The sequence below is a fragment of the Quatrionicoccus australiensis genome, assembly GCF_020510425.1.
GTDB lineage: Bacteria > Pseudomonadota > Gammaproteobacteria > Burkholderiales > Rhodocyclaceae > Azonexus > Azonexus australiensis_A.
Genome location: NZ_JAHBAH010000001.1, coordinates 3,362,594 through 3,383,476, shown reverse-complemented (window position 1 = coordinate 3,383,476; position 20,883 = coordinate 3,362,594). Strand labels below are relative to the sequence as shown.

Below are 20,883 nucleotides of genomic sequence, written 5' to 3'. Positions count from 1 at the left end.
GACAGCCACTAAAGAGAAATAAGAAAAATAACAGCCGGCGCAAGATAAGGCGCCTGCCAGGATAAGCGTTTGGCTATAATTACCGATCATCGACCAATTCCGCCAACACGCCCGGCTTCATGCTCAATCTGATCGCCCACATCGTCAAACTTTCGTCGTGCCGCGATCGCACCGAGATCAATGCCGCCATGGTCGATGCGCTGACCGAGCTGTTTCATCCAGAGTCGGTCACCATTTACCGCTGCTATCCGGGCAAGAAGAAATCCACGGTTTTTTCCTGTGCCGGCAATGGCCGGGATGGGCGCTTCGTCCATAACGCCTATCTGCCGGACCATCGTTTCTGCCAGCCGATCGACCGCGACCCGCTGCTCAACCGTTGCCGCAAGGAGGCATCGGCTGTTCTCGACATGCTCGAAGATGGTTCGCACCGGATCGTCTTCCCGGTCAACCGTCTGGATCAGCCGATTTACATGATCGATCTGGCGCTGTCGGAGGAGTTTTCCGCCGACCAGCGCGTCTCGCTGATGGGCCTGATCGAATACTTCGGCAACCATATCGCCCTGCTCGATTACGGCGAGGCCGATACGCTGACCGGACTGGCCAGCCGCAAGACCTTTGACAAGCATTTGTTCGAACTGCTCGGCAAATCAGCGGCCGACGAACAATTGCGCAACGACACGTTGCAGGCGCCCCTGCGCCGGCGCGGTGAATCGACGCTGAGCAGCCACTGGCTGGCGGTCTGCGACATCGACCACTTCAAGCAGGTCAATGACAATTTCGGCCACCTGATCGGCGACGAAGTGCTGATCATGCTGGCGCAAGTCATGCAGAACTCCTTCCGCTTCGACGATCAATTGTTCCGCTTTGGCGGCGAAGAGTTCATCGCCCTGCTCCAGCCGACCGACCAGGCCTCAGCCATGGCCACGCTGGAACGCTTCCGCAAGGATGTCGAAAAACAGGTTTTCAGCCGGATCGGGCATGTTACGGTCAGCATCGGCTTCAGCCGACTGCTGCCCAACGACACGCCGACCGATGCCATCGACCGCGCCGACGAAGCGCTCTATTACGCCAAGGAACACGGCCGCAACCGGGTCGAATGCTACGAGATGCTGGTTGAACAAGGCGAACTCAAGCTGCGGACCCCGGCCAACGGCGAGGTCGAACTGTTCTGACTCGCCCGGTCGGAAAACCGGTCAAAAAAAGACGTTGACCGCGACAGCCGCTTACTTCGCCGGGCTGGCAAAATAGGGCAACAAGGCTTTGGCCGCCTCGATTCGATGGCAGGCGCTGACCGATGCGTCATTCATCACCGCCAGCAGGAAAGCAGCCGGATCCGTGAAATTACTGCCGACGTCAAGAAGATCGGCCGACTGTCGCTGCAGCGGACTGGCATCACGCTCGCCGGCAGCAAGGGCGGGCATCGAGTTCTCCGCTTCGACAGGCGCCAGCAGCAGTTCGAGTGCCCGGACGAAGTCTTCCGACTTGATGCTTTTGAGCGCCGCCAGCATGTCCGCCTGGCGCTCCATGTTGGGCGCCATGTCCAGCCCGGATTCCTCGACAAACATGCTGCCCATGCTCGGATCGATGAAAGCTGACCACTTTCCGCTCGCCGACTGCAGCGCCGGCACCAGCGTCACACCGGCGGCGTTGTCGTCGCCGGGAAAAAACGCAATGTGCGCAACCGGGACTTCAGCCAGGTATCTGCGCCGCAAAGCCTCGAGAAAGGACCTTGCCGACTCGACCGAAATCGGTTCAAGCAAGGAAAACCAGAGGTGAAAACCGCTCTCGGCGGAAACCGAAACCGCCGGCCGCGGCAGGTCGAGTTCATCCTGCACCGCCTGATAAACCCGGGCGACCGCCTCCCAGTCACGCGCTTTCGTGAAATTCAGCCGCATGAACCGGACTTGCTCCGCCGCAACGGGCTGCCGGAGTTCAATGGCAAACTCGCCATCCAGACTGCGCGCCAGCGCATCGGCGATGGCGGCGCCAGACCGGGAATCATCACCCTCATCGCTCTGCCAGTGCTGACCGGGAAGAAAATACAGCCGCTGGAGTTCGGCAATCAGTTTGCGCATGCATCACCCAAAGAAAACACTGAAATAAAAAAGGCGCGAATCGGTGATTCACGCCTTGCCGGCAGACAAGCAGACAGCGACCTGATTTTGCGCGATCAGCCCAACGTTGCCAGTTTCGCTTTCGGCCCCGGCGGATTCTTGCTGAAATACTGGCGCACGCCGCGCACAATGGCCTCGGCCAGCTTGTCCTGGTAGGCATCGTCATTCAGGCGACGCTCTTCTTCCGGATTGGAAATGAAGGCCGTCTCGATCAGTGCCGAAGGAATATCCGGCGCCTTCAACACGGCAAAACTCGCCTGCTCGACATTGTTCTTGTGCAGCGTATTGACCGAACCCAGTTCGCCAAGCAGGTACTTGCCCAGTTTCAGGCTGTCGTTGATCGTTGCCGTCTGCGACAGGTCGAGCAGGGTGCGCGCCAGGAACAGGTCCTTGGCGCTGATATTGACGCCGCCGACCAGATCCGCCTCGTTTTCGCGCTGCGCGAGCAGGCGCGCCTGCGTGCTCGATGCGCCGCGCTCGGAGAGCACGAACACAGAGGAACCACGCGCATCCGGCTTGATCCAGGCGTCGGCGTGGATCGACAGGAAGAGGTCGGACTGGACGCGGCGCGCCTTCTGCACGCGCATGCCCAAAGGCACGAAGAAATCGGAATCGCGCGTCAGCACGGCCCGCATGTTGGGTTCGGCATCGATGCGCGCCTTGAGGCGCTTGGCAACCTGCAGCGTGACGTTCTTTTCGTAGGAGCCGCCCTGCCCTATCGCCCCCGGATCTTCGCCGCCATGGCCGGGATCGAGCATGACGGTGACCAGGCGGTCGACCACCGGTTTACCCGATTTTTTGCTGGTGTGAACTTCGGGCGCTTCCGGCAGCTTCTCGGCCTTTTTCAGCGGCGCATCTTCCGGCTCTTTCTTGCCGATCTGGAAATCCTGTTCGAGGCGCGGCGGCTCGACCGCATCCTTACGCCCTTCAAGCAGCGCCATCAGCGGGTCGGGCGGATTGACCGGATAGACGTCGAGGACCAGCCGGTGGCCGTATTCGCCAGCCGGCTTGAGTTCGAAAACCTGCGGTGTGACCTTGGTCTTGAGCTCCATGACCAGGCGCACGACACCGGGTTTGAAACGCCCGGCACGCAGCAGCTTGATGTAGGGATCGTCGGTCGCGACCTTGCGCGCCAGACTGTCGAGCACGCTGTTGAATTCGACACCTTCGATATCGACGACCAGACGGTCCGGATTCTCGACGGTGAATTGCGTGTATTTGAGCGGCGCGTCGCATTCGAGCGTGACCCGCGTGTAATCGGGTGCCGGCCAGATGCGCACGGCGAGCACCGAGGGCGCCTTGATGGCGGCCCCGGCCAGTGGTGAAACAGAGAGGATCAGCGAGGCGCCGGCATAGCGGAGTAGCTGCCGTCGGTCCAGGCTGACTTTAGCCCTCTTATGCATTGCGTCCCTTCCGGTGTATCTGCCACGGCTTCGAGGACACGCCCGAGACCTGCATGATGAAGGCGCAACCGCAGGTCTGGCGACGGTACGCAGCCTGCAGCGCGTTCCGGCCATTCGACAAGGCAGAGCGCATGCTCGTTAAAGTATTCAGAAAAGCCCGCATCGAGGAACTCCTCCGGTGACTCGAACCGATAAAAATCAAAGTGATATAAGTATAAGCTCGAAATTACGTAAACTTCAACCAGAGAATAGGTCGGACTTTTGACCGGCCCGGCATAACCGAGCGCCCGAATCAAGGCCCGCACCAGCGTCGTTTTGCCCGCCCCGAGGTCACCTTCGAGGAAGACGACGCGCCCGCCGGCGAGCAGCGGCGCCAGGCAGGCACCGAGGCGCTGCGTTGCGGCCTCGTCGGGCAATTCAAAAACGGCGGTAACATCGGGGCTATGCACGATCAGGACTCCACTGTGGATTACGCGGCACTGAAGGAAGACATCCGTCAGGCCGGAGAAAAACTGGGCTTTGCCGCCATCGGCGTGGCGCGCGCCGACGTGGGCGCTGCCGCCGGGCATCTGCGCGACTGGCTGGCCGCCGGCTGCCATGGCGGGATGGATTATATGGCCCGGCACGCCGAATTGCGCGCCCAGCCGGCCTTGCTGCAGCCCGGCACGATCACGGTGATTTCCGTAGCGGTCGACTACCTGCCACATGCAAAAATCGCCGACCAGCCCGGCCAGGCCGCGATTTCCCGCTACGCCCAGGGCCGCGACTATCACAAGGTGGTGCGCAGCCGGCTGCAGAAACTGGCGGATGCAATCAGCGCCCGGATCGGCCCCTTCGGCTATCGCGCCTTTTCTGATTCGGCACCGGTCATGGAAGTCGAATTCGCCAGCCAGGCCGGCCTCGGCTGGCGCGGCAAGCACACGCTGCTGCTCTCGAAACAGGGTTCCTGGCGCTTTCTCGGCGAAATCTACACCGACCTGCCGCTGCCGCCCGATGCGCCGATTGCCGAACACTGCGGCAGCTGCACGGCCTGCCTGAGCGCCTGCCCGACCGGCGCCATCATTGCGCCCTACCGCGTCGATGCGCGGCGCTGCATTTCCTACCTGACCATCGAACTCGACGGCGCCATTCCCGAGGAATTCCGCCCGCTGATCGGCAACCGCATCTACGGCTGCGACGACTGCCAGTTGTGCTGCCCATGGAACCGCTTTGCGCAGCAGGGGGATGGCGAATTTGCGCCGCGCCACGGCCTGGACACGGCGCAACTGACCGAGCTGTTCGCCTGGAGCGAACAGCAATTCAACGATCGCCTCGCCGGCAACCCGATCCGACGCATCGGGCATGAACGCTGGTTGCGCAATATCGCCATCGGACTGGGCAATGGCGAAGCGACGCCAGCCACGCTGGCCGCACTGAATAGCCGGGCCGACCATCCTTCGCCGTTGGTACGCGAACATGTCGCCTGGGCACTGGCCCGCCTGGGCGAATGCACCGACTGAACTGCCCGCGCGCCGCTTGCCGGACAAACTATAACAATGGCATGATGCGCCGCACCCGCGACTCTGCTCGCTCTTCCTCCGACTGATCCGACCATGAAAAAACCCGCCCTTCTCGCCCTCGGCGCCGCCCTCGTCGCCATCGCCTACCCCGCCAGCGCCTGGTTTCTCGGCATGCGCATCGAAGCCATGCAGGACGAGCAATATCGCTCCTTCGAGCAGCAGCCCTACGTCAAACTGGTCAGCCGTGATTTCCAGCGCGGCATTTTTTCCTCGAGCGAAACCACCACCATCGAACTGGTCGGCATTGACGAACTGACCGCCCTTGCCAAGGCCGACGACAGCGCCAGCAGTGGAGAAACTCCGCCCGCCGAACCGATCCGGATCACGCTGCGCACCGATTTCCAGCATGGCCCGTTCCCAGGTTTCTCGACAATGGCAGCAGCCGTCGCCGACAGCGAACTGGTGCTGACCGCCGAACAGCAGCAACAAGCCAAGACCCTGTTCGGCGACCAGAAACCGCTGCAAATTCACAGCGAATTGCACCTGCTGGGCGGCGGCGTCAGCACAGCAAGCAGCCCGGCATTTGCCTTCGACCTGCCCAAAACCGAAGACGGCAAAGGCGGCCGGGCAAGCTGGGGTGGCATCCGGATGGTGGTCGATTTCAGCAACCACCTGCAGCACTACACGCTGCAGGCCGACGCCCCCGGCCTGGAAATCACGAATGAGCAGGGCGGCCTTTTCCAGATGAACGGACTGCATCTGGAAGCCGACCAGCAGCGCCTGTTTGACGACGAGCCCCGCTTTTATGTCGGCAGCAGCAAGATGACGCTGGCGCAGCTGAATTTCAACGAAGGCAAAAATCCCGAAGGCGTTGAAAAGCCGGCCTTCCTGCTCAAACAGCTCACCTACGACGCGGCTGCGCCGCTCAATGGCGAGTTCATCGACCTGATCGGCAAGATCGGCGTCGAAGTGGCGCAAATCGGTGCCCAGAACTACGCGCCGGCTCACTACGACTTTTCGCTGCGCCACCTGCATGCACGCACGCTGGCCAATCTGCATCGCGCCCTGCTGCAATGGTATGCCGACCCGAGCCGCCGCTCCGCCAGGGAGCCGGCGGCCATGCTGCAGAGCATGACAGCGCTGCGCGACCCGGCACTGGCGCTACTCAAATTCAGCCCGGAAATCCGTGTCGACCGGATCAGCTTCCAAAGCCCGCAAGGCGAAGCCCAAATCTCGGCCAGCGCCAAGCTGGGCGAACTGAAACCGGAAGAACTGGCCAATCCTTTCATGCTGCTCGGCAAACTCGAGGCCAGCGCAGATATCGCCCTGCCCGCCAGCCTGCTTGGCGACACCGCCCAGGCACCGCAGATCGCCGGGCTGATCGAGCAAGGCTATGTGCAGCAGGACGGCAGCATGCTGCGCAGCAAGATCGGTTTCAGCAAGGGGCAGCTCAACGTCAATGGCGTGCCGTTCAACCCGCAGGCGGTCAACCCGGCCCAATAAGGAAAAAAGCCCCGCCACATCGGGCGGGGCTTTGTTTCAACCGGTGCTGACCGGCCGCGCCGGATCAGCGCACCACTCGCTCCACGAACCGGCGTAGAGCCGGGAGCCGGTCAGGCCGGCAATTTCCATGGCAAGCATGTTGTGACAGGCGGAAACGCCCGAACCACACTGGTGCACGACCTGCTCGGGCGTCGTGCCGGCGAGTATCGCCAGCCACTCGGCACGTAGCTCCGCGGCCGGCTTGTAACGGCCATCGGCCTGCAAATTGTCGCGAAAAAAGCGGTTGACCGCGCCGGGAATATGGCCGCCGACCGGATCCATCGTCTCGTTCTCGCCACGAAAACGATCCGGTGCCCGCGCATCGACCAGATGCATGCGCGAGGTCTGCATGAAAGCGCGCACGTAGTCTGCATCAACGCAGGACTCGCACATAGTGGCCACAAAAGTTGTTGGCGAGCGGCGCGGCATTTCCGGCGTCAATGGGCCGTTGACCGCCTGCCAGGCCTGCAGGCCGCCATCGAGCAAGGCCACCCGGTCATGGCCGAGCCAGCGCAACAGCCACCACAGGCGACCGGCGATCATGCCCTGCGCATCGTCGTACACCACGACCTGCGTTTGCGGCCCGATACCGATCCCGCCGAAACACTGCGCCAGTTTTTCCGGTGCCGGCAGCGGATGGCGGCCATTGGCGCCATTCATCGGCCCCGACAGATCGCGGTCGCAGTGCAGGAAGACCGCGCCGGGAATATGGCCGGCCGCATAGGCGCGCTCGCCATAGCCGGTATCGGCCAGCTGGTGGCGCACATCGACCACCAGCCAGTCCGGATCAGCAAGATGTGCCGTCAGCGTCGCGACGTCGACCAGGGTCGTGTAACTCATGCTGCGGCGAGCCAGCCTTGCGCTTCTTCGGCGTTATCGAACACTTCGACGTCGGCATTGACGAAGGTCTGCGACAACCAGGCACTCCACGTCACCCACTGACTGTCGGTGACCACGGCAACACGCTTGAAGTCGTTGGCATGGGCGCGCGAGAACTTGATTTCTTCCCAGGCGACGTCGATGGTCAGGTCGGCCATCTGGCTGAGATCGAAACAGAGATCGACCGGACCTTCGAACTTGACCTTGTAATTGACGACCTCTTCGAATTCCTTGTAATCGGCCAGCGTGAATTCGCCAAAGACGGAAACGTTGACGCGGCTGAGTTGGTGGTCGATGACAATCATGGTTTGACTCCGTTGTTGTTTGCTTCGAGTTTAACGCCGTTTAATCCTGTTCCACCGGTGCGGCGCGGGAAAAGTGTGTCGCCGCGATGCCGGACAGGATGATCAGGCCGATCGCGAACCACGCCTCGCCATCGAGCACCTCGCCCCAGAACAACGCGCCGAACAGGCTGGAAAAAATCACCGTGCTGTAAGCCAGCGCCGCCGACATCAGGGTCTTGCCGCGCGTGTAGGCGCGGGTCATGGCGAGTTGGGCAACCGTCGCGAAGCAGGCGACGCCGAGCAAAAGCAGGCCGCTATGCAGGTCGACCGCGTGAAGTTCGCTGAACAACAGCCAGGCGCCGCCACAGACCGAGGAAACCAGGGAAAAGTAAAACACCGTGCGCGCCTCCGGCTCGCCCCGCTCACCCAGTTCGCGCACACTGAAGTAAGCCATGCCGGCCAGCACGCCGGAGCCCAGACCAACCAGGCCACCAAGCAGTTGTTCGGCGCCCAGCGTCGGTCGCAGCAGCAAGGCGACGCCGAGCAGGCCGACCAGCAGCGCCCCGAGAATGCCGGCGCGCAGGCGCATGCCGGCCAGCGCCAGGTAGATGGCAAGGAAAATCGCCGAGGTGTAGTTGAGCGTCACCGCCGTCGCCAGCGGCAACAGGGTGATTGCATAAAAATAGGCAAACAGGGCGATAAAGCCGACCACGCCACGGCTGATTTGCCAGCGCCAGTGCGGTGTCGCCAATGGCACGCCACGCAGGCGCACCAGGCAGAACATCAGGATCAGCGAGATGAAGCTGCGGTAAAAGGTGATTTCGACCGCCGAGTGCGTTTGCGCGGCATATTTGACGCACACCCCCATGCAAGCGAAAAGCAGGCTGGCGACGACCATCCAGAGTGATTGCATGAAGCGGCTCGAAAATAAAAAAGGCGTCGGATTCTACCCCGACGCCCCTTGCCTTGCATGCCGTGATCAGCGCGCCTCGATCTGCTCCTGCATGATCCGGCGGTAGAACTCGTGGAAGTGCTGCATGCCGTCTTCCATCGGGCTCTGATACGGACCGACTTCGTTGCGACCTTCGGCGAGCAGCGCCTTGCGGCCGCGATCCATGCGTTCGCCGATGTCGTCATCCTCGATCGCGGTTTCCATGTAGGCCGCACGTTCAGCCTCGATGAACTCGCGCTCGAAATCGACGATTTCCTCGGGGTAGTAGAACTCGACGACATTCATCGTCTTGTTCGGCCCCTGCGGAATCAGCGTCGACACGACCAGCACGTGCGGATACCACTCGACCATGATGTTCGGATAGTAGGTCAGCCACACCGCGCCCTGCGGCGGCGTCTGGCCACGATCGCCGTAATATTCGCGCACCACCTTCTGCCAACGGTTGTAGGCAGAGGAGGAAGAATCCTTCAGCAGCGAGGTGATGCCGACCTTCTGCACCGAATACCAATCGCCGAACTGCCAGCTCAGATCGTCACAGGTGACAAAATTGCCCAGCCCCGGGTGGTAGGGCACGACGTGATAGTCCTCGAGATAGACCTCGATGAAGGTCTTCCAGTTGTAGTTGCACTCGTGCATCTCGACATGGTCGAGCTTGTAGCCGGAAAAATCGAATTCGCCGGCAACGTTCATCCCGGCCAGATCGGCATTGGCCGAACGCGGCCCCTTGAAGAGCAGGCCGCTCCAGTTTTCCAGCTTGGCCTTGTTCAGGTTGAGGCAGGGATTCTGCGGAAAATGCGGCGCCCCGATCAGTTGACCGGCGGTATCGTAGGTCCAGCGGTGGATCGGGCAGACGACATTGCCCTGCAGCTTGCCCGAGCCCTGCAGCATGATCGCCTGGCGATGCCGGCAGACGTTGGACATCTGCCAGATACCTGCGTGCTCACCCGACTGGCCGCCGTTGAGCAGCATCTGGCCGTGGTCCTTCCATTCCAGCGAACGATAATTGCCCGCTTCGGGCACCATCAACTGGTGGCCGACATATCCCGGACCGGCATCGAAGATGAGCTTTTTCTCCAGCTCATGAATTTTTTCATCGAAATACCAGTCCACCGGCAGTTGGGAAACTGCGGGGGCCAAACGGGACAAGCTCGCCACGTCGGACATTCCACGCCTCCAGCGGGTTAAAAAAGCGGGATTTTACCCTGCCCTCAATTTGACCAGAAGCCCCCGGATGGAGTATTTTCGCGTGTTTCCTTGAAACCCGTTGACATGGATCAATCCCCCATCGCCGACATGAAATTCGAAACCGCCATGGGCGAGCTCGAAAACATCGTCTCCAGCATGGAAAGCGGCAAACTCGAACTCGAAGCCTCCATCGCCGCCTATCGTCGCGGCATGGAACTGATGCAACACTGCCAGGCCCAGCTGAGCGCTGCCGAGACGCAGATTCGTGTTCTCGAAAATGGCCAGTTCAAGGACGTTGACCGTACAAGCCTGGAGGCTGAGTGAGCGCTACCCCGTTTGCCGAATGGATGGCCGCTACCCAGGCCCGCACCGAAACCGCGCTCGCCCGGCATCTGCCCGGCCTTGACTGCATTCCTGCCCGCCTGCACGAAGCGATGCGCTACGCGACGCTGGGCGGCGGCAAGCGCGTCCGCCCGCTGCTCGCCTTCGCCGCTGGCGAACTGACCGGGGCCAGCCCGGAGCAACTCGACGTTGCCGCCTGCGCCGTCGAACTGATCCACGCCTACTCGCTGGTGCACGACGACCTGCCGTGCATGGACGACGATGTGCTGCGCCGCGGTCGACCGACCTGCCACGTCGAATTTGACGAACCGACCGCCCTGCTCGTTGGCGACAGCCTGCAGACGCTCGCCTTCGAACTGCTCGCCAGCCAGCCTGATGCCAATCCGGCCCGCCAGCTCGAAATGATCAGCCTGCTCGCCCACGCCAGCGGCTCGCGCGGCATGGCCGGCGGCCAGGCGATCGATCTCGCCTCGGTCGGCAAGGCGCTCGATCAGCCCGAACTCGAACTGATGCACGCCCTCAAGACCGGCGCCCTGATCCGCGCCGCCGTGCTGCTCGGCGCCCTCGCCGGCCAGCCGCTGTCGGCCGAAGAGCGCAGCAATCTCGACCGTTTCGCCAAACGCGCCGGCCTGCTCTTCCAGGTCGTCGATGACATCCTCGACTGCACGGCAAGTACCGCCACGCTCGGCAAGACGGCCGGCAAGGACGAAGCGGCCGACAAGCCGACCTATGTCAGCCTGCTCGGCCTCGACGGCGCCCGCCAGTACGCCGACGAACTGCGCGCCGATGCACTTGCCGCCCTCGCCATCTTCGGCGACCGCGCCAGCCGCCTGACCGAGCTGGCCGATTTCATCTGCCACCGGCAATTCTGAGATGAGCTACCCCCTGCTCGAAAGCATCAACAGCCCGGCCGAGCTGCGCAGCCTGGAACGCAAGCAGTTGCCGCAACTCGCCAGCGAGCTGCGCGACTTCCTGATCGATTCGGTCGCCCGGACCGGCGGCCACCTGTCGTCCAATCTCGGCACCGTCGAACTGACGATTGCCCTGCACGCCGTTTTCAATACGCCGGACGACCGCCTGGTCTGGGACGTCGGCCACCAGTGCTACGCCCACAAGATCCTCACCGGACGCCGCGAAGGCATGAGCCGCTTGCGCATGCACGGCGGCATCTCCGGCTTCCCGAAGCGTTGCGAAAGCCCCTACGACACCTTCGGCGTCGGCCATTCCTCGACCTCGATCTCGGCTGCCCTGGGCATGGCACAGGCCGCCAAACTCAAGGGTGAGAACCGCAAGGCGGTGGCCATCATCGGTGACGGCGCAATGACCGCCGGCATGGTCTTCGAGGCCATGAACAATGCCGGTGTCGGCGATACCGACATGCTGGTCATCCTCAACGACAACGAGATGTCGATCTCCGAGCCGGTCGGCGCGCTCAACAACATCCTGACCCGCCTGATGTCGGGCAAGACCTTCAACGTCGCCCGCTCGGCCGGCCGCCACATGCTCGGCTTCGCGCCACCGCTGCTCGAACTGGCGCGCCGCGCCGAAGAACACGTCAAGGGCATGATCGCGCCGGGCACGCTGTTCGAGGAATTCGGTTTTCATTACTACGGCCCGATCGACGGCCACGACCTCGACGCCCTGATCCCGACGCTGGAAAACCTGCGCGACCTGAAGGGCCCGAAGTTCCTGCACGTCATCACCAAGAAGGGCCAGGGCTACAAGCTGGCCGAAGCCGATCCCATCCTCTATCACGGCGTCGCCAAGTTCGCGCCGGATGAAGGCATCAAATCCGGCAAGGGCGGCGGCAAGCTGACCTACACCCAGGTTTTCGGCGACTGGCTGTGCGACATGGCCAAGGCAGACACCCGCCTGATCGGCATCACGCCGGCAATGAGCGAAGGCTCCGGCATGGTCCGCTTTGCCCGCGAACACGCCGAGCGTTATTTCGATGTCGGCATCGCCGAGCAGCATGCCGTGACCTTTGCCGCCGGCCTCGCCTGCGAAGGCCTGAAGCCGGTCGTCGCGATCTACTCGACCTTCCTGCAGCGCGCCTACGATCAACTGATCCACGACGTCGCCCTGCAGAATTTACCGGTGATTTTCGCGGTCGACCGCGGTGGCCTGGTCGGCGCTGATGGCCCGACCCACCACGGCACCTTCGACCTCTCCTTCGTCACCTGCATTCCCAACATGGTGGTCATGGCCCCGGCCGACGAAGCCGAATGCCGCAAGATGCTGTCTACCGCCTACGAACTCGATTGCCCAAGCATGGTGCGCTACCCGCGCGGCGGCGGCAGTGGCAAGACTCCAGCAACGGATCTCACCGGTCTACCTGTCGGCAAGGGCGAAATCCGCCGCCAGGGCAAGGATATCGCGCTGCTCGCCTTCGGCAGCCTGGTCACCGCCGCCGAGGCCGCCGGCAATGAACTCGACGCAACGGTCGCCAACATGCGCTTCATCAAGCCGCTCGATGTCGAACTGATTGTTGCACTGGCCGGGAACCATTCCCTGCTGGTCACTATCGAAGAGAATGCGATCATCGGCGGCGCCGGTTCGGAAATCGAACGGGTGCTGGCGGAACGCGGGCTGAAGGTGCCGGTATTGCGCCTCGGCCTGCCCGACCGCTTTATCGACCACGGCGAACAAGGCCAGTTACTGGCCGAACTTGGCCTCGACAAAGACGGCATCGTGCGCGCCGTACGTGCGGCTTCGCCCGCAACAACCCACAATAATTGATTGAAGAACAGCCCATGAGCACCCCGAACAGCACCATCCCCGACGTCCAGAACTCTGCCGACACCCGCCAGATCGCTATCAACAAGGTCGGCATCAAGTCGATCCGCCATCCGGTCAAGGTCCAGGACAAGTCCGTCGGCGTCCAGCACACTATCGCCGTGTTCAACATGTACGTCGGCCTGCCCCACAATTTCAAGGGCACCCACATGTCGCGCTTCGTCGAGATCCTGAACAGCCACGAGCGCGAAATCTCGGTCGAGAACTTCCCGGCCATGCTCAGCGACATGGTCGTCAAGCTCGAAGCCGAAACCGGCCACATCGAGATGAACTTCCCGTTCTTCATCAACAAGACGGCCCCGGTTTCCGGCGTGCAGAGCCTGATGGATTACGACGTGACCTTCATCGGTGACATCTGCCACGGCAAGGTCACCACCTCGGTCAAGGTCGTCGTGCCGGTGACCAGCCTGTGCCCCTGCTCGAAGAAAATCTCCGAATACGGCGCCCACAACCAGCGCTCACACGTCACGGTAACGGCCAGGACGAACGATTTCGTCTGGATCGAGGAGCTTGCCCAACTGGTCGAACAGGAAGCCTCCTGCGAGCTTTACGGCCTGCTCAAGCGCCCCGACGAGAAGTACGTCACCGAACGCGCCTACGACAATCCGAAATTCGTCGAAGACATGGTGCGCGACGTTGCTGCCCGTCTCAACGCAGAAGCCCGCATCGACGCCTACGTGGTCGAATCGGAAAATTTCGAGTCCATTCACAACCATTCGGCCTACGCGCTGATCGAAAAGGACAAGACGGCAGCCTGAACGGCTTCCTCACCGGTCGACGCCCCGCCAGGGGCGAAAACCGGAAAATAAAAAAGGGCGCCGAAGCGCCCTTTTTTTTGTGGTCTTGATCTGCGTATTAAGCAGCGGCGACCGGCTTTTCCTTGCGGACCAGCTTTTCCTTGATACGAGCCGACTTGCCCGAACGCTCGCGCAGGTAGTACAGCTTGGCGCGACGCACATCACCACGGCGCTTGACTTCGATCGAAGCGACCAGCGGCGAATAGGACTGGAAAGTACGCTCGACGCCTTCACCGGAAGAAATCTTGCGAACGGTGAAAGCAGAGTTCAGACCGCGGTTACGCTTGGCGATGACAACACCTTCGTAAGCCTGCAGACGCTCGCGGTTACCTTCCTTGACCTTCACTTGCACGACAACGGTGTCGCCCGGTGCGAAGTCAGGAATGGTCTTGCCGAGACGGGCAATTTCTTCTTTTTCCAGCTGTTCAATCAGGTTCATGTGAGATCCTCTAATTTATAAACACTTACTCACCGCATTGCTCCTCTCCGGAAATCTCCGTGAGTAGTTGCGTTTCTTCCGCGCTCAACACGCGGTGCGCCAGCAAATCCGGCCGGCGCTTCCGGGTCCGGGCCAGCGACTGTTTCAGCCGCCAGCGTCGAATTCTTTTGTGGTCACCGGACATCAAGGCCTCCGGCACCGCCGCGCCCTCGTATATCTCGGGCCGCGTGTAGTGCGGACAATCCAGCAAACCACCGACAAACGAATCTTCCACCGCCGAAGCGGCATCGCCCAATACGCCCGGCAACTGGCGGACGACGGCATCAATCAGCACCATCGCCGGCAACTCGCCGCCGGACAGGACAAAATCCCCGATCGAAATTTCTTCATCGACACAGCGCTCGATCAGACGCTCGTCAATTCCTTCATAACGCCCGCAAAGAAGAATCAAACCTTCCTCGCCAGTCGCCAGCTGCATCACCCGTTCATGAGTGAGCGGCGCACCCTGCGGCGAGAGGTAGATGACCCGACTGTTCGCCAGACCCGCCTCGCGCTGCTGCGCCTTGGCAGCATTGATCGCCTTTTCCAGCGGCGCGGCCTGCATCAGCATGCCAGGGCCGCCACCAAAGGGACGATCATCCACCCGCCGCCAGGCATTTTCGGCGAAATCACGCGGATTCCAGCCTTGCCAGGCCCAGCGCTGCTCTTCCAGCGCCCGACGGGTAATGCCACTTTCCGTTACTGCCGCGAACATCTCCGGGAAGAGGGTAATGCAATCAAAGCGGATCACCCCTTGCTGCCCCTGCGACTCACCAGTCGCTCCCCCACTCCACGCGGATCAGTTGCGCTTCCTTGTCCACCGTCAGCACGACTGCCGCCACAAACGGCAGCAGACGTTCGACTTCGTCATCACCAACGACGCGCAAAACATCGTGCGCCCCCGTTTCGAGCAGCCCGACCACCTTGCCGAGCCGCTCATCAGCGGTATTGATGACTTCCAGACCGATCAGATCGGCCCAGTAAAACTCATCTTCATCAGTCTCGGGCAACGCATCGCGCGGCGCCCCGACCAATACACCCTTCATGGCTTCGGCTGCAGTCCGGTCGTCAATGCCGTCAAGCAGCACCACGACACCATTACCGTGAACTTTCAGGCCTTTCAGCCCGCATTCACGCCACGACTCGCCGTCCTTGCTGATCCACCAAACAGGAATTTCATCCCAGTCCAGCGGGTCATCGCCAAAAGGATGCAGCTTCAGCCAGCCACGAATTCCATAGGGGTCGGCAAGCCGCCCCAGAATAACAATATCGTTGCCGGTCAAAGCGAAAACTGCTTAGGCGGCTTGCTGAGCAGCGTGCTGCTTGACCAGACGGGCAACCGTCGGGGAGAGCTGGGCGCCATTTTCTTGCCAGTAAGCCAGGCGATCGGTAGCGATGCGCAGACCTTCAGCATTGCCGGAGGCAACCGGGTTGTAGAAGCCGATGCGCTCGACAAAGCGGCCATCGCGACGATTGCGCGAATCGGTAACAACCATGTTGTAGAAAGGACGCTTCTTGGCGCCACCACGTGCAAGACGAATAACAACCATGTGATTCTTTCGTAAGCTGGAAAAAAGACCCGAGATTATATCTCTTTACCAAGGAAAAACAAGCCACTTAGCCAATCTAAAAACGATGGGCGCCTGATGCCACCCGGAGGACGGAACAGACCTTTGGTCGCCGCACAGATGGTCAGAATGTAAATTTTTGTTTATTCTCGCCCGAAATGAGCACCGAGCCGGAGAACCATCTAGCAATATCAGCCGAAGCCAACATCAAGAGCATTCTTGAGTGGCTGGCTCTGACGCACGACCAGCCGGCAGCCGAAAACCTCGAGCCACTCTACCGGCAACTCCTGCTGCTGCGGGAAACCCCCATTCCAACAGCCCAGCGCATCAAGCTCCTCGACCTGCTGTACGGACAGGCGGAAAAGCTGGTCGAAGCCGAACGCCCCAGCCTTTACGAAGTTGCGCTGCCGATTTCACGCAAACTGCGCCAGCGTATCCGGCTGACCCTGAAGCTGCTGGAAACCCTGACCCAGGATTATTTCAATACACTTGCCGAGCTCTTCGACCCGCTGGGCGGCTCGCCATCCCGCACGCCGCAGACCACACTGCGCCGCGTCATGTACTGCATCAGTTGGCAAATCCGGATCAACCACCTGGTTGCCTCACCGACCGGAATCGGCTTGTGGCAGCAACTTCATTCCGCATTCCGCACCGCACGCCGCCTGGGGGTTGCCGAACTGCCCGGCCCTCGCGACAGCCAGTCGATCCTGCAGATTTACACCAGCGCCCTGCTCGCAGCAATCGCACAACCGGCCTCGTTCAACTCGCGCGAACTCGAATTCATCAGCCAGTACATCGAACAGAACAACCACAACCTCAATCTTTACGACAGTCCGCCGGACAACTCCGGCGTATTCTGGATCGATCAGGAAAAAGACCTGCCGGCCCACGCGCTGATCAGACGCATTCCTGCCGCCGAGACACGAATACTTTATTTTTCCTGCGAAGAAATCGCCAGCAAGGCCCGCGAAGACCTTTCCCTGCTCAAACAAGGCGTCAAGGCAGCCGCACTCGGCCTGAGCACTTTTGCTGAAACCAGCTCGGGGCAAGGCACCCTGCGTCGCCTCAACCTGCTCTGGGGGCAACCGGCAAAACGCCGTTTCCCTCGGCGTCGCCAGTCTTATCGTGTGCAACTGTGCGTTGGCCTTAATAATCTGTGGCGCCTGTTCAAGGCCCCGCACGAGGAAAACACCAGCCTCAGCGAATGGATGGTGATCAATGAAAGTCCGGACGGCTACGCCTTGATGCACATGGCCGGACAGACCCATCGCCTGAGGGTTGGCGACGTCGTCGCCCTGCGGCCAAGCGGCGAGCGCAGCGAAACAGAGCCCCTGTGGCACATCTGCATTGTCCGCTGGGCGCTCTCCGAGAATCCGGAACACATCGAACTGGGCTTGCAACTCCTTGCTTCACAGGCCATCGCCGCAAAAATCACGCTCCCCGATTCGCGCGATGCCAGAAGCATTTCCGCTCTCGTCCTGCCGGAAAAACTGACGCCCCCCCGCGCACAATCGCTGATCATGCCAAGCGGCGTCCTCAAGGACGAAAGTCACCGGATCATCGTTCTGGTGGAAAAACACAACCTGGAAATTCGCGAAGTACGCGCCACCAAGCTTGATGAGCAAACCGGCCTGATCGAGATATTCAGCGTTGCGCCGGACGGGACAGACTAGCCGCAATCAGGCCGCCAAACAGTACTACCGCCCAGGACAGGTGCAGCCAGATCAAAAACACCGGAAATGCGGCAAAGGCGCCGTAGATGCTTTTCAGCATCGCCGAACTGACCAGATACAGTTCGAACACCTTCTGCATGGCAGCGAAAGCCAGCGTAGCAAAAAGCCCGGCCAGCAAGGCTGCCCGTCGTGGCACATTGACATTGGGAACGGCGTAATAAACGAAGGAAAAAAACAAGCCAAGCAAGGCGATTGAAACCCCCTTCAGCAGAAAGCGGCGAATCCAGACCGGCTCGTCGAACAAACCGAGCGAGGTTGTCACGGCAAACGACATCGCTGCCGCCACCGCCCCCAGGATAAACGGCCAGACCGCCATCGCCAGTGCGTAGAGACGCAAGCGCGCCAGGAGCGGCCGCGGCCCAACCTGCCACAAATGATTCAGCGCACGCTCGATGGTATTCATCAACAAAAACGCCGTAATGCTGAGAAAGGCAATGCCGGCCACGGTCAACTGCTGCGCCTTGTGCGAAAAGCGGCCAATACTGCCGGCAATCGTACCCGCCGCGCCTTGCGGCAGCATCGCCCCCTGGATCAGCAAATCCAGGCGACCGAGCAGCACATCGAGATAGGGAACCGTATCCGCCACTGAAAGCACCACGGCAACCAGCGGCACCAGCGCCATCAGGGTGGTAAAAGCCAGCGCCGAACTCGTCTGCATCATGTTCTCGTTATGAAAACGCTGAAATATGCTGATGGCGCGGACCGGCTTCGGCCGGGTTCGACGATAACGGGAGTGCGTTTGCATGGGGCCGTATAATAGCCGACCATGCAAGACATCCTCGTTCTCTATTACAGCCATCGCGGCTCGGTTCGCGCCCTCGCCGAACGCATTGCACGCGGTATCGAATCCGTCCCCGGCGCCCAGGCCCGGCTGCGCACCGTGCCGCGCGTCTCCACCGTCTGCGAAGCCAGTGCTGACGCCATCCCGGACGCCGGTGCGCCCTATGTCGAACTCGCCGATCTTGAAGAATGCGCCGGTCTTGCCCTGGGCAGCCCGGTGCGCTTCGGCAACATGGCCGCACCGATGAAATATTTCTGGGACAGCACCATTGCCGCCTGGCAAAACGGCAGTCTGGCCGGCAAGCCGGCCTGCGTTTTCACCTCCAGCGCCAGCCAGCACGGCGGTAACGAAAGCACCCTGCTCAGCATGATGCTACCCCTGCTGCACCATGGCATGCTGCTCGCCGGCCTGCCCTTCACCGAGCCCGACCTCGCCCATACCAGCAGCGGTGGCACGCCTTATGGCGCCAGCCGGGTGGCTGGCAGCGACGGCAACCCGCAACTCTCTGAAACCGAAAGCCGGCTCGCCTTTGCCCAAGGCAAGCGCCTGGCAAATATTGCCCTGAAACTGAGTCGACCGTGAGCAAGCACTACCAACTGACCGCGAGCATCAGCCTCGTCGCCCTGACTTTTCTTTGCCTTGTCTGGGAAGGCTGGCTGGCTCCGCTGCGCCCGGGGGGCTCATGGATGATCCTGAAAGCCGTCTTTTTGCTGATTCCGCTGTTCGGCATCCTGCGCGGCAAGCGCTACACCTACAAATGGCTGTCGCTCTTCATCCAGTTCTACCTGATGGAAGGCCTGCTACGCGCCACCAGCGATCACGGACTTTCACAGTGGCTGGCCGCCGGCGAAACCCTTCTCGCCACCATCTTGTTTGTTTCGGTGATTCTCTACATTCGCAGCACGCGCCTCCCGCAAGAAGAAAAGGCCGCCCAGTAACACCGGAGCGGCCTTTCTGCGGGGCGCAAGCGCTTTTTAGACGTCGCCCTGCGCCCGCACCTTGTCGAGCGTCGAATGCAGCTTGTTCAGGGCGTTCAGGTAGGAACGCGCCGAGGCAATGACGATGTCGGTATCCGCACCATTGCCGTTGACGATGCGCCCGCCCTTGGCAAGTCGCGTCGTCACCTCGCCCTGGGCATCGGTCCCGGTCGTGATCGCATTGACCGAATAGAGCAGCAGCTCGGCACCACTACCGGCAATGCTTTCGATCGCCTTGAACGTGGCATCCACCGGTCCACCGCCGCCAGCCTCGCCTTTTTGCTCGACGCCACCGACATTGAGGATCACCGAAGCATGCGGCATCTCGCCGGTTTCCGAGCAGACGTACGAATAGACCAGCTTGTAATGCTCCTGCTCCGGCGTCACCACCTCATCGGAAACCAGCGCATGCAGGTCTTCGTCGAAAATTTCGTGCTTGCGGTCAGCCAACTCCTTGAAGCGGGCAAAGGCGGCGTTCAACGCCTCGTCGCTATCAAGCTCGATTCCCAGCTCCTGCAGGCGGGTCTTGAAGGCATTGCGCCCGGAGTGCTTGCCGAGGACCAGCTTGTTCTGCGACCAGCCGACATCCTGGGCGCGCATGATCTCGTAGGTTTCGCGATGCTTGAGCACGCCGTCCTGGTGAATGCCGGACTCGTGCGCAAAGGCATTGGCTCCGACCACCGCCTTGTTCGGCTGCACCGGATAACCGGTGATCTGCGAAACCAGCTTCGAAGCCGGCACGATCTGCGTCGTGTCGATGCGGGTTTCCACCGGGAACACATCGGCACGCGTGCGCACCGCCATCACCACTTCTTCCAGCGAGGCATTGCCGGCCCGTTCGCCAAGGCCGTTGATCGTGCACTCCACCTGGCGCGCCCCGGCCAGCACGGCAGCCAGCGAGTTGGCGACACCGAGACCGAGGTCGTTGTGGCAATGCACCGACCAGATCACCTTGTCGGAGTTCGGCACGCGCTCGATCAGCTGACGAATCGTCTCGGCATACTGCTGCGGAATGTTGTAGCCAACGGTATCCGGCACATTGATCGTCGTTGCCCCCGCCTTGATCACTTCATCGAAGATGCGGACCAGGAAATCGATTTCCGAGCGCCCGGCATCTTCGGCCGAGAATTCGACATCGTCGGTGTATTCACGCGCCCAGCCGATCGCCTTGACCGCCTGCTCGACCACCTGATCGGGCGTCATGCGCAGCTTTTTTTCCATGTGAATGGGAGAAGTCGCGATGAAGGTATGGATACGCCCGGACTTGGCCGGCTTGATCGCCTCGCCGGAACGGCGGATGTCGTTCTCGTTGGCGCGTGCCAGCGAGCAGATGGTCGAATCCTTGATGACCTGGGCAATCGCCTGAATGGAATCGAAATCGCCCGGCGAAGCAGCGGCAAAACCGGCCTCGATCACGTCAACCCGCATTTTTTCCAGCTGGCGGGCAACGCGGATCTTTTCTTCCTTGGTCATCGATGCGCCGGGGCTTTGTTCGCCGTCGCGCAGGGTGGTGTCAAAAATTACCAGATGTTGCTTGTTCATGAGTTGCTCCG

General features: G+C 61.3%; 23 protein-coding genes. 10 read left to right on the top strand and 13 right to left on the bottom strand.

Annotation, left to right across the window (positions count from 1 at the left end; genetic code table 11):
- Positions 1–119: 119 nt before the first annotated feature.
- Complete coding sequence (locus KIG99_RS16260; RefSeq protein WP_226461093.1) at positions 120–1,172, top strand: GGDEF domain-containing protein; 1,053 nt, start codon at positions 120–122, stop codon at positions 1,170–1,172.
- Positions 1,173–1,223: 51 nt separating this feature from the next.
- Here KIG99_RS16260 and KIG99_RS16255 read toward each other — a convergent pair whose 3' ends face one another.
- The 3 genes from KIG99_RS16255 to tsaE form a co-directional block, all read right to left on the bottom strand.
- Complete coding sequence (locus tag KIG99_RS16255; protein ID WP_226461092.1) at positions 1,224–2,075, bottom strand: hypothetical protein; 852 nt, start codon at positions 2,073–2,075, stop codon at positions 1,224–1,226.
- 95 nt (positions 2,076–2,170) lie between these two features.
- Positions 2,171–3,517: an N-acetylmuramoyl-L-alanine amidase gene (locus KIG99_RS16250; protein WP_226461091.1), complete on the bottom strand. Its 1,347-nt coding sequence runs from the start codon at positions 3,515–3,517 to the stop codon at positions 2,171–2,173.
- Positions 3,451–3,966: a tRNA (adenosine(37)-N6)-threonylcarbamoyltransferase complex ATPase subunit type 1 TsaE gene (gene tsaE, locus KIG99_RS16245; protein WP_226461090.1), complete on the bottom strand. Its 516-nt coding sequence runs from the start codon at positions 3,964–3,966 to the stop codon at positions 3,451–3,453. The genes KIG99_RS16250 and tsaE overlap by 67 nt, the downstream gene beginning before the upstream one ends.
- On the opposite strand from tsaE, the gene queG reads away from it, so the two are divergent.
- Complete coding sequence (queG, locus tag KIG99_RS16240; RefSeq protein WP_226461089.1) at positions 3,961–5,016, top strand: tRNA epoxyqueuosine(34) reductase QueG; 1,056 nt, start codon at positions 3,961–3,963, stop codon at positions 5,014–5,016. The genes tsaE and queG overlap by 6 nt on opposite strands.
- 93 nt (positions 5,017–5,109) lie before the next feature.
- Entirely contained in the window at positions 5,110–6,519 is a 1,410-nt protein-coding gene (locus tag KIG99_RS16235; RefSeq protein ID WP_226461088.1) for a YdgA family protein, read from the top strand.
- 36 nt (positions 6,520–6,555) lie between these two features.
- Here KIG99_RS16235 and KIG99_RS16230 read toward each other — a convergent pair whose 3' ends face one another.
- The 4 genes from KIG99_RS16230 to KIG99_RS16215 all read right to left on the bottom strand — a co-directional run bounded on the left by KIG99_RS16230 (position 6,556) and on the right by KIG99_RS16215 (position 9,837).
- Positions 6,556–7,398 carry a sulfurtransferase gene (locus KIG99_RS16230; protein ID WP_226461087.1) on the bottom strand — a complete coding sequence of 281 codons (843 nt, stop codon included), beginning with the start codon at positions 7,396–7,398 and terminating at the stop codon, positions 6,556–6,558.
- Entirely contained in the window at positions 7,395–7,742 is a 348-nt protein-coding gene (locus tag KIG99_RS16225) for a SpoIIAA family protein (RefSeq protein ID WP_226461086.1), read from the bottom strand. The genes KIG99_RS16230 and KIG99_RS16225 overlap by 4 nt, the downstream gene beginning before the upstream one ends.
- 40 nt (positions 7,743–7,782) lie before the next feature.
- Positions 7,783–8,634 carry a DMT family transporter gene (locus tag KIG99_RS16220; RefSeq protein WP_226461085.1) on the bottom strand — a complete coding sequence of 284 codons (852 nt, stop codon included), beginning with the start codon at positions 8,632–8,634 and terminating at the stop codon, positions 7,783–7,785.
- A gap of 66 nt (positions 8,635–8,700) precedes the next feature.
- Positions 8,701–9,837 (bottom strand): aromatic ring-hydroxylating oxygenase subunit alpha, encoded by a 1,137-nt coding sequence (locus KIG99_RS16215; protein ID WP_226461084.1) that lies wholly within the window; start codon positions 9,835–9,837, stop codon positions 8,701–8,703.
- Positions 9,838–9,942: 105 nt separating this feature from the next.
- On the opposite strand from KIG99_RS16215, the gene xseB reads away from it, so the two are divergent.
- Genes xseB through folE2 form a run of 4 tightly spaced genes read left to right on the top strand, consistent with a single transcriptional unit; the run spans position 9,943 to position 13,754 of the window.
- Positions 9,943–10,182, top strand: a complete 240-nt coding sequence (xseB, locus tag KIG99_RS16210; RefSeq protein ID WP_226442966.1) for an exodeoxyribonuclease VII small subunit — start codon at positions 9,943–9,945, stop codon at positions 10,180–10,182.
- Entirely contained in the window at positions 10,179–11,072 is an 894-nt protein-coding gene (locus tag KIG99_RS16205) for a polyprenyl synthetase family protein (protein WP_226461083.1), read from the top strand. Before xseB ends, KIG99_RS16205 begins: the two co-directional genes overlap by 4 nt.
- Position 11,073: 1 nt before the next feature.
- Complete coding sequence (dxs, locus tag KIG99_RS16200; protein ID WP_226461082.1) at positions 11,074–12,939, top strand: 1-deoxy-D-xylulose-5-phosphate synthase; 1,866 nt, start codon at positions 11,074–11,076, stop codon at positions 12,937–12,939.
- Positions 12,940–12,953: 14 nt separating this feature from the next.
- Positions 12,954–13,754, top strand: coding sequence for a GTP cyclohydrolase FolE2 (gene folE2 / locus KIG99_RS16195; RefSeq protein WP_226461081.1), 801 nt, complete (start codon positions 12,954–12,956; stop codon positions 13,752–13,754).
- A 97-nt stretch (positions 13,755–13,851) separates the two neighbouring features.
- Here the strand turns inward: folE2 and rplS are convergent, their stop codons facing one another.
- Genes rplS through rpsP form a run of 4 tightly spaced genes read right to left on the bottom strand, consistent with a single transcriptional unit; the run spans position 13,852 to position 15,821 of the window.
- A complete protein-coding gene (gene rplS, locus KIG99_RS16190) occupies positions 13,852–14,232 on the bottom strand; it encodes a 50S ribosomal protein L19 (protein ID WP_226442962.1) in 381 nt (126 codons plus the stop codon).
- 25 nt (positions 14,233–14,257) lie between these two features.
- Complete coding sequence (trmD, locus tag KIG99_RS16185; RefSeq protein WP_226461080.1) at positions 14,258–15,022, bottom strand: tRNA (guanosine(37)-N1)-methyltransferase TrmD; 765 nt, start codon at positions 15,020–15,022, stop codon at positions 14,258–14,260.
- Between the two features lie 19 nt (positions 15,023–15,041).
- Positions 15,042–15,554 carry a ribosome maturation factor RimM gene (rimM, locus tag KIG99_RS16180; RefSeq protein WP_226461079.1) on the bottom strand — a complete coding sequence of 171 codons (513 nt, stop codon included), beginning with the start codon at positions 15,552–15,554 and terminating at the stop codon, positions 15,042–15,044.
- A gap of 12 nt (positions 15,555–15,566) precedes the next feature.
- Positions 15,567–15,821: a 30S ribosomal protein S16 gene (gene rpsP, locus KIG99_RS16175; protein WP_226442959.1), complete on the bottom strand. Its 255-nt coding sequence runs from the start codon at positions 15,819–15,821 to the stop codon at positions 15,567–15,569.
- A 176-nt stretch (positions 15,822–15,997) separates the two neighbouring features.
- Here rpsP and KIG99_RS16170 point away from each other — a divergent pair, with 176 nt between their 5' ends.
- Positions 15,998–17,512, top strand: coding sequence for a hypothetical protein (locus KIG99_RS16170; RefSeq protein WP_226461078.1), 1,515 nt, complete (start codon positions 15,998–16,000; stop codon positions 17,510–17,512).
- Here KIG99_RS16170 and KIG99_RS16165 read toward each other — a convergent pair.
- A complete protein-coding gene (locus KIG99_RS16165) occupies positions 17,484–18,233 on the bottom strand; it encodes a YhjD/YihY/BrkB family envelope integrity protein (protein ID WP_264180426.1) in 750 nt (249 codons plus the stop codon). The genes KIG99_RS16170 and KIG99_RS16165 overlap by 29 nt on opposite strands.
- Positions 18,234–18,338: 105 nt before the next feature.
- Between KIG99_RS16165 and wrbA the strand changes: the two genes are divergently transcribed.
- Positions 18,339–18,935, top strand: a complete 597-nt coding sequence (gene wrbA / locus KIG99_RS16160) for an NAD(P)H:quinone oxidoreductase (protein ID WP_226461076.1) — start codon at positions 18,339–18,341, stop codon at positions 18,933–18,935.
- Positions 18,932–19,291, top strand: coding sequence for a DUF2069 domain-containing protein (locus KIG99_RS16155; protein ID WP_226461075.1), 360 nt, complete (start codon positions 18,932–18,934; stop codon positions 19,289–19,291). Before wrbA ends, KIG99_RS16155 begins: the two co-directional genes overlap by 4 nt.
- Before the next feature lie 36 nt (positions 19,292–19,327).
- Here the strand turns inward: KIG99_RS16155 and KIG99_RS16150 are convergent, their stop codons facing one another.
- Complete coding sequence (locus tag KIG99_RS16150; protein ID WP_226461074.1) at positions 19,328–20,872, bottom strand: 2-isopropylmalate synthase; 1,545 nt, start codon at positions 20,870–20,872, stop codon at positions 19,328–19,330.
- Between the last annotated feature and the right edge of the window lie 11 nt (positions 20,873–20,883).

What these genes read in the sequence shown, in the direction of transcription:
- KIG99_RS16260 (WP_226461093.1), top strand. Translation starts at nt 120, where the DNA reads ATGCTCAATCTGATCGCCCACATCGTCAAACTTTCGTCGTGCCGCGAT.
- KIG99_RS16255 (WP_226461092.1), bottom strand. Translation starts at nt 2,075, where the DNA reads ATGCGCAAACTGATTGCCGAACTCCAGCGGCTGTATTTTCTTCCCGGT.
- KIG99_RS16250 (WP_226461091.1), bottom strand. Translation starts at nt 3,517, where the DNA reads ATGCATAAGAGGGCTAAAGTCAGCCTGGACCGACGGCAGCTACTCCGC.
- queG (WP_226461089.1), top strand. Translation starts at nt 3,961, where the DNA reads ATGCACGATCAGGACTCCACTGTGGATTACGCGGCACTGAAGGAAGAC.
- KIG99_RS16235 (WP_226461088.1), top strand. Translation starts at nt 5,110, where the DNA reads ATGAAAAAACCCGCCCTTCTCGCCCTCGGCGCCGCCCTCGTCGCCATC.
- KIG99_RS16230 (WP_226461087.1), bottom strand. Translation starts at nt 7,398, where the DNA reads ATGAGTTACACGACCCTGGTCGACGTCGCGACGCTGACGGCACATCTT.
- KIG99_RS16225 (WP_226461086.1), bottom strand. Translation starts at nt 7,742, where the DNA reads ATGATTGTCATCGACCACCAACTCAGCCGCGTCAACGTTTCCGTCTTT.
- KIG99_RS16220 (WP_226461085.1), bottom strand. Translation starts at nt 8,634, where the DNA reads ATGCAATCACTCTGGATGGTCGTCGCCAGCCTGCTTTTCGCTTGCATG.
- KIG99_RS16215 (WP_226461084.1), bottom strand. Translation starts at nt 9,837, where the DNA reads ATGTCCGACGTGGCGAGCTTGTCCCGTTTGGCCCCCGCAGTTTCCCAA.
- xseB (WP_226442966.1), top strand. Translation starts at nt 9,943, where the DNA reads ATGGATCAATCCCCCATCGCCGACATGAAATTCGAAACCGCCATGGGC.
- dxs (WP_226461082.1), top strand. Translation starts at nt 11,074, where the DNA reads ATGAGCTACCCCCTGCTCGAAAGCATCAACAGCCCGGCCGAGCTGCGC.
- folE2 (WP_226461081.1), top strand. Translation starts at nt 12,954, where the DNA reads ATGAGCACCCCGAACAGCACCATCCCCGACGTCCAGAACTCTGCCGAC.
- rplS (WP_226442962.1), bottom strand. Translation starts at nt 14,232, where the DNA reads ATGAACCTGATTGAACAGCTGGAAAAAGAAGAAATTGCCCGTCTCGGC.
- rpsP (WP_226442959.1), bottom strand. Translation starts at nt 15,821, where the DNA reads ATGGTTGTTATTCGTCTTGCACGTGGTGGCGCCAAGAAGCGTCCTTTC.
- KIG99_RS16170 (WP_226461078.1), top strand. Translation starts at nt 15,998, where the DNA reads ATGAGCACCGAGCCGGAGAACCATCTAGCAATATCAGCCGAAGCCAAC.
- KIG99_RS16165 (WP_264180426.1), bottom strand. Translation starts at nt 18,233, where the DNA reads ATGATGCAGACGAGTTCGGCGCTGGCTTTTACCACCCTGATGGCGCTG.
- wrbA (WP_226461076.1), top strand. Translation starts at nt 18,339, where the DNA reads ATGCAAGACATCCTCGTTCTCTATTACAGCCATCGCGGCTCGGTTCGC.
- KIG99_RS16150 (WP_226461074.1), bottom strand. Translation starts at nt 20,872, where the DNA reads ATGAACAAGCAACATCTGGTAATTTTTGACACCACCCTGCGCGACGGC.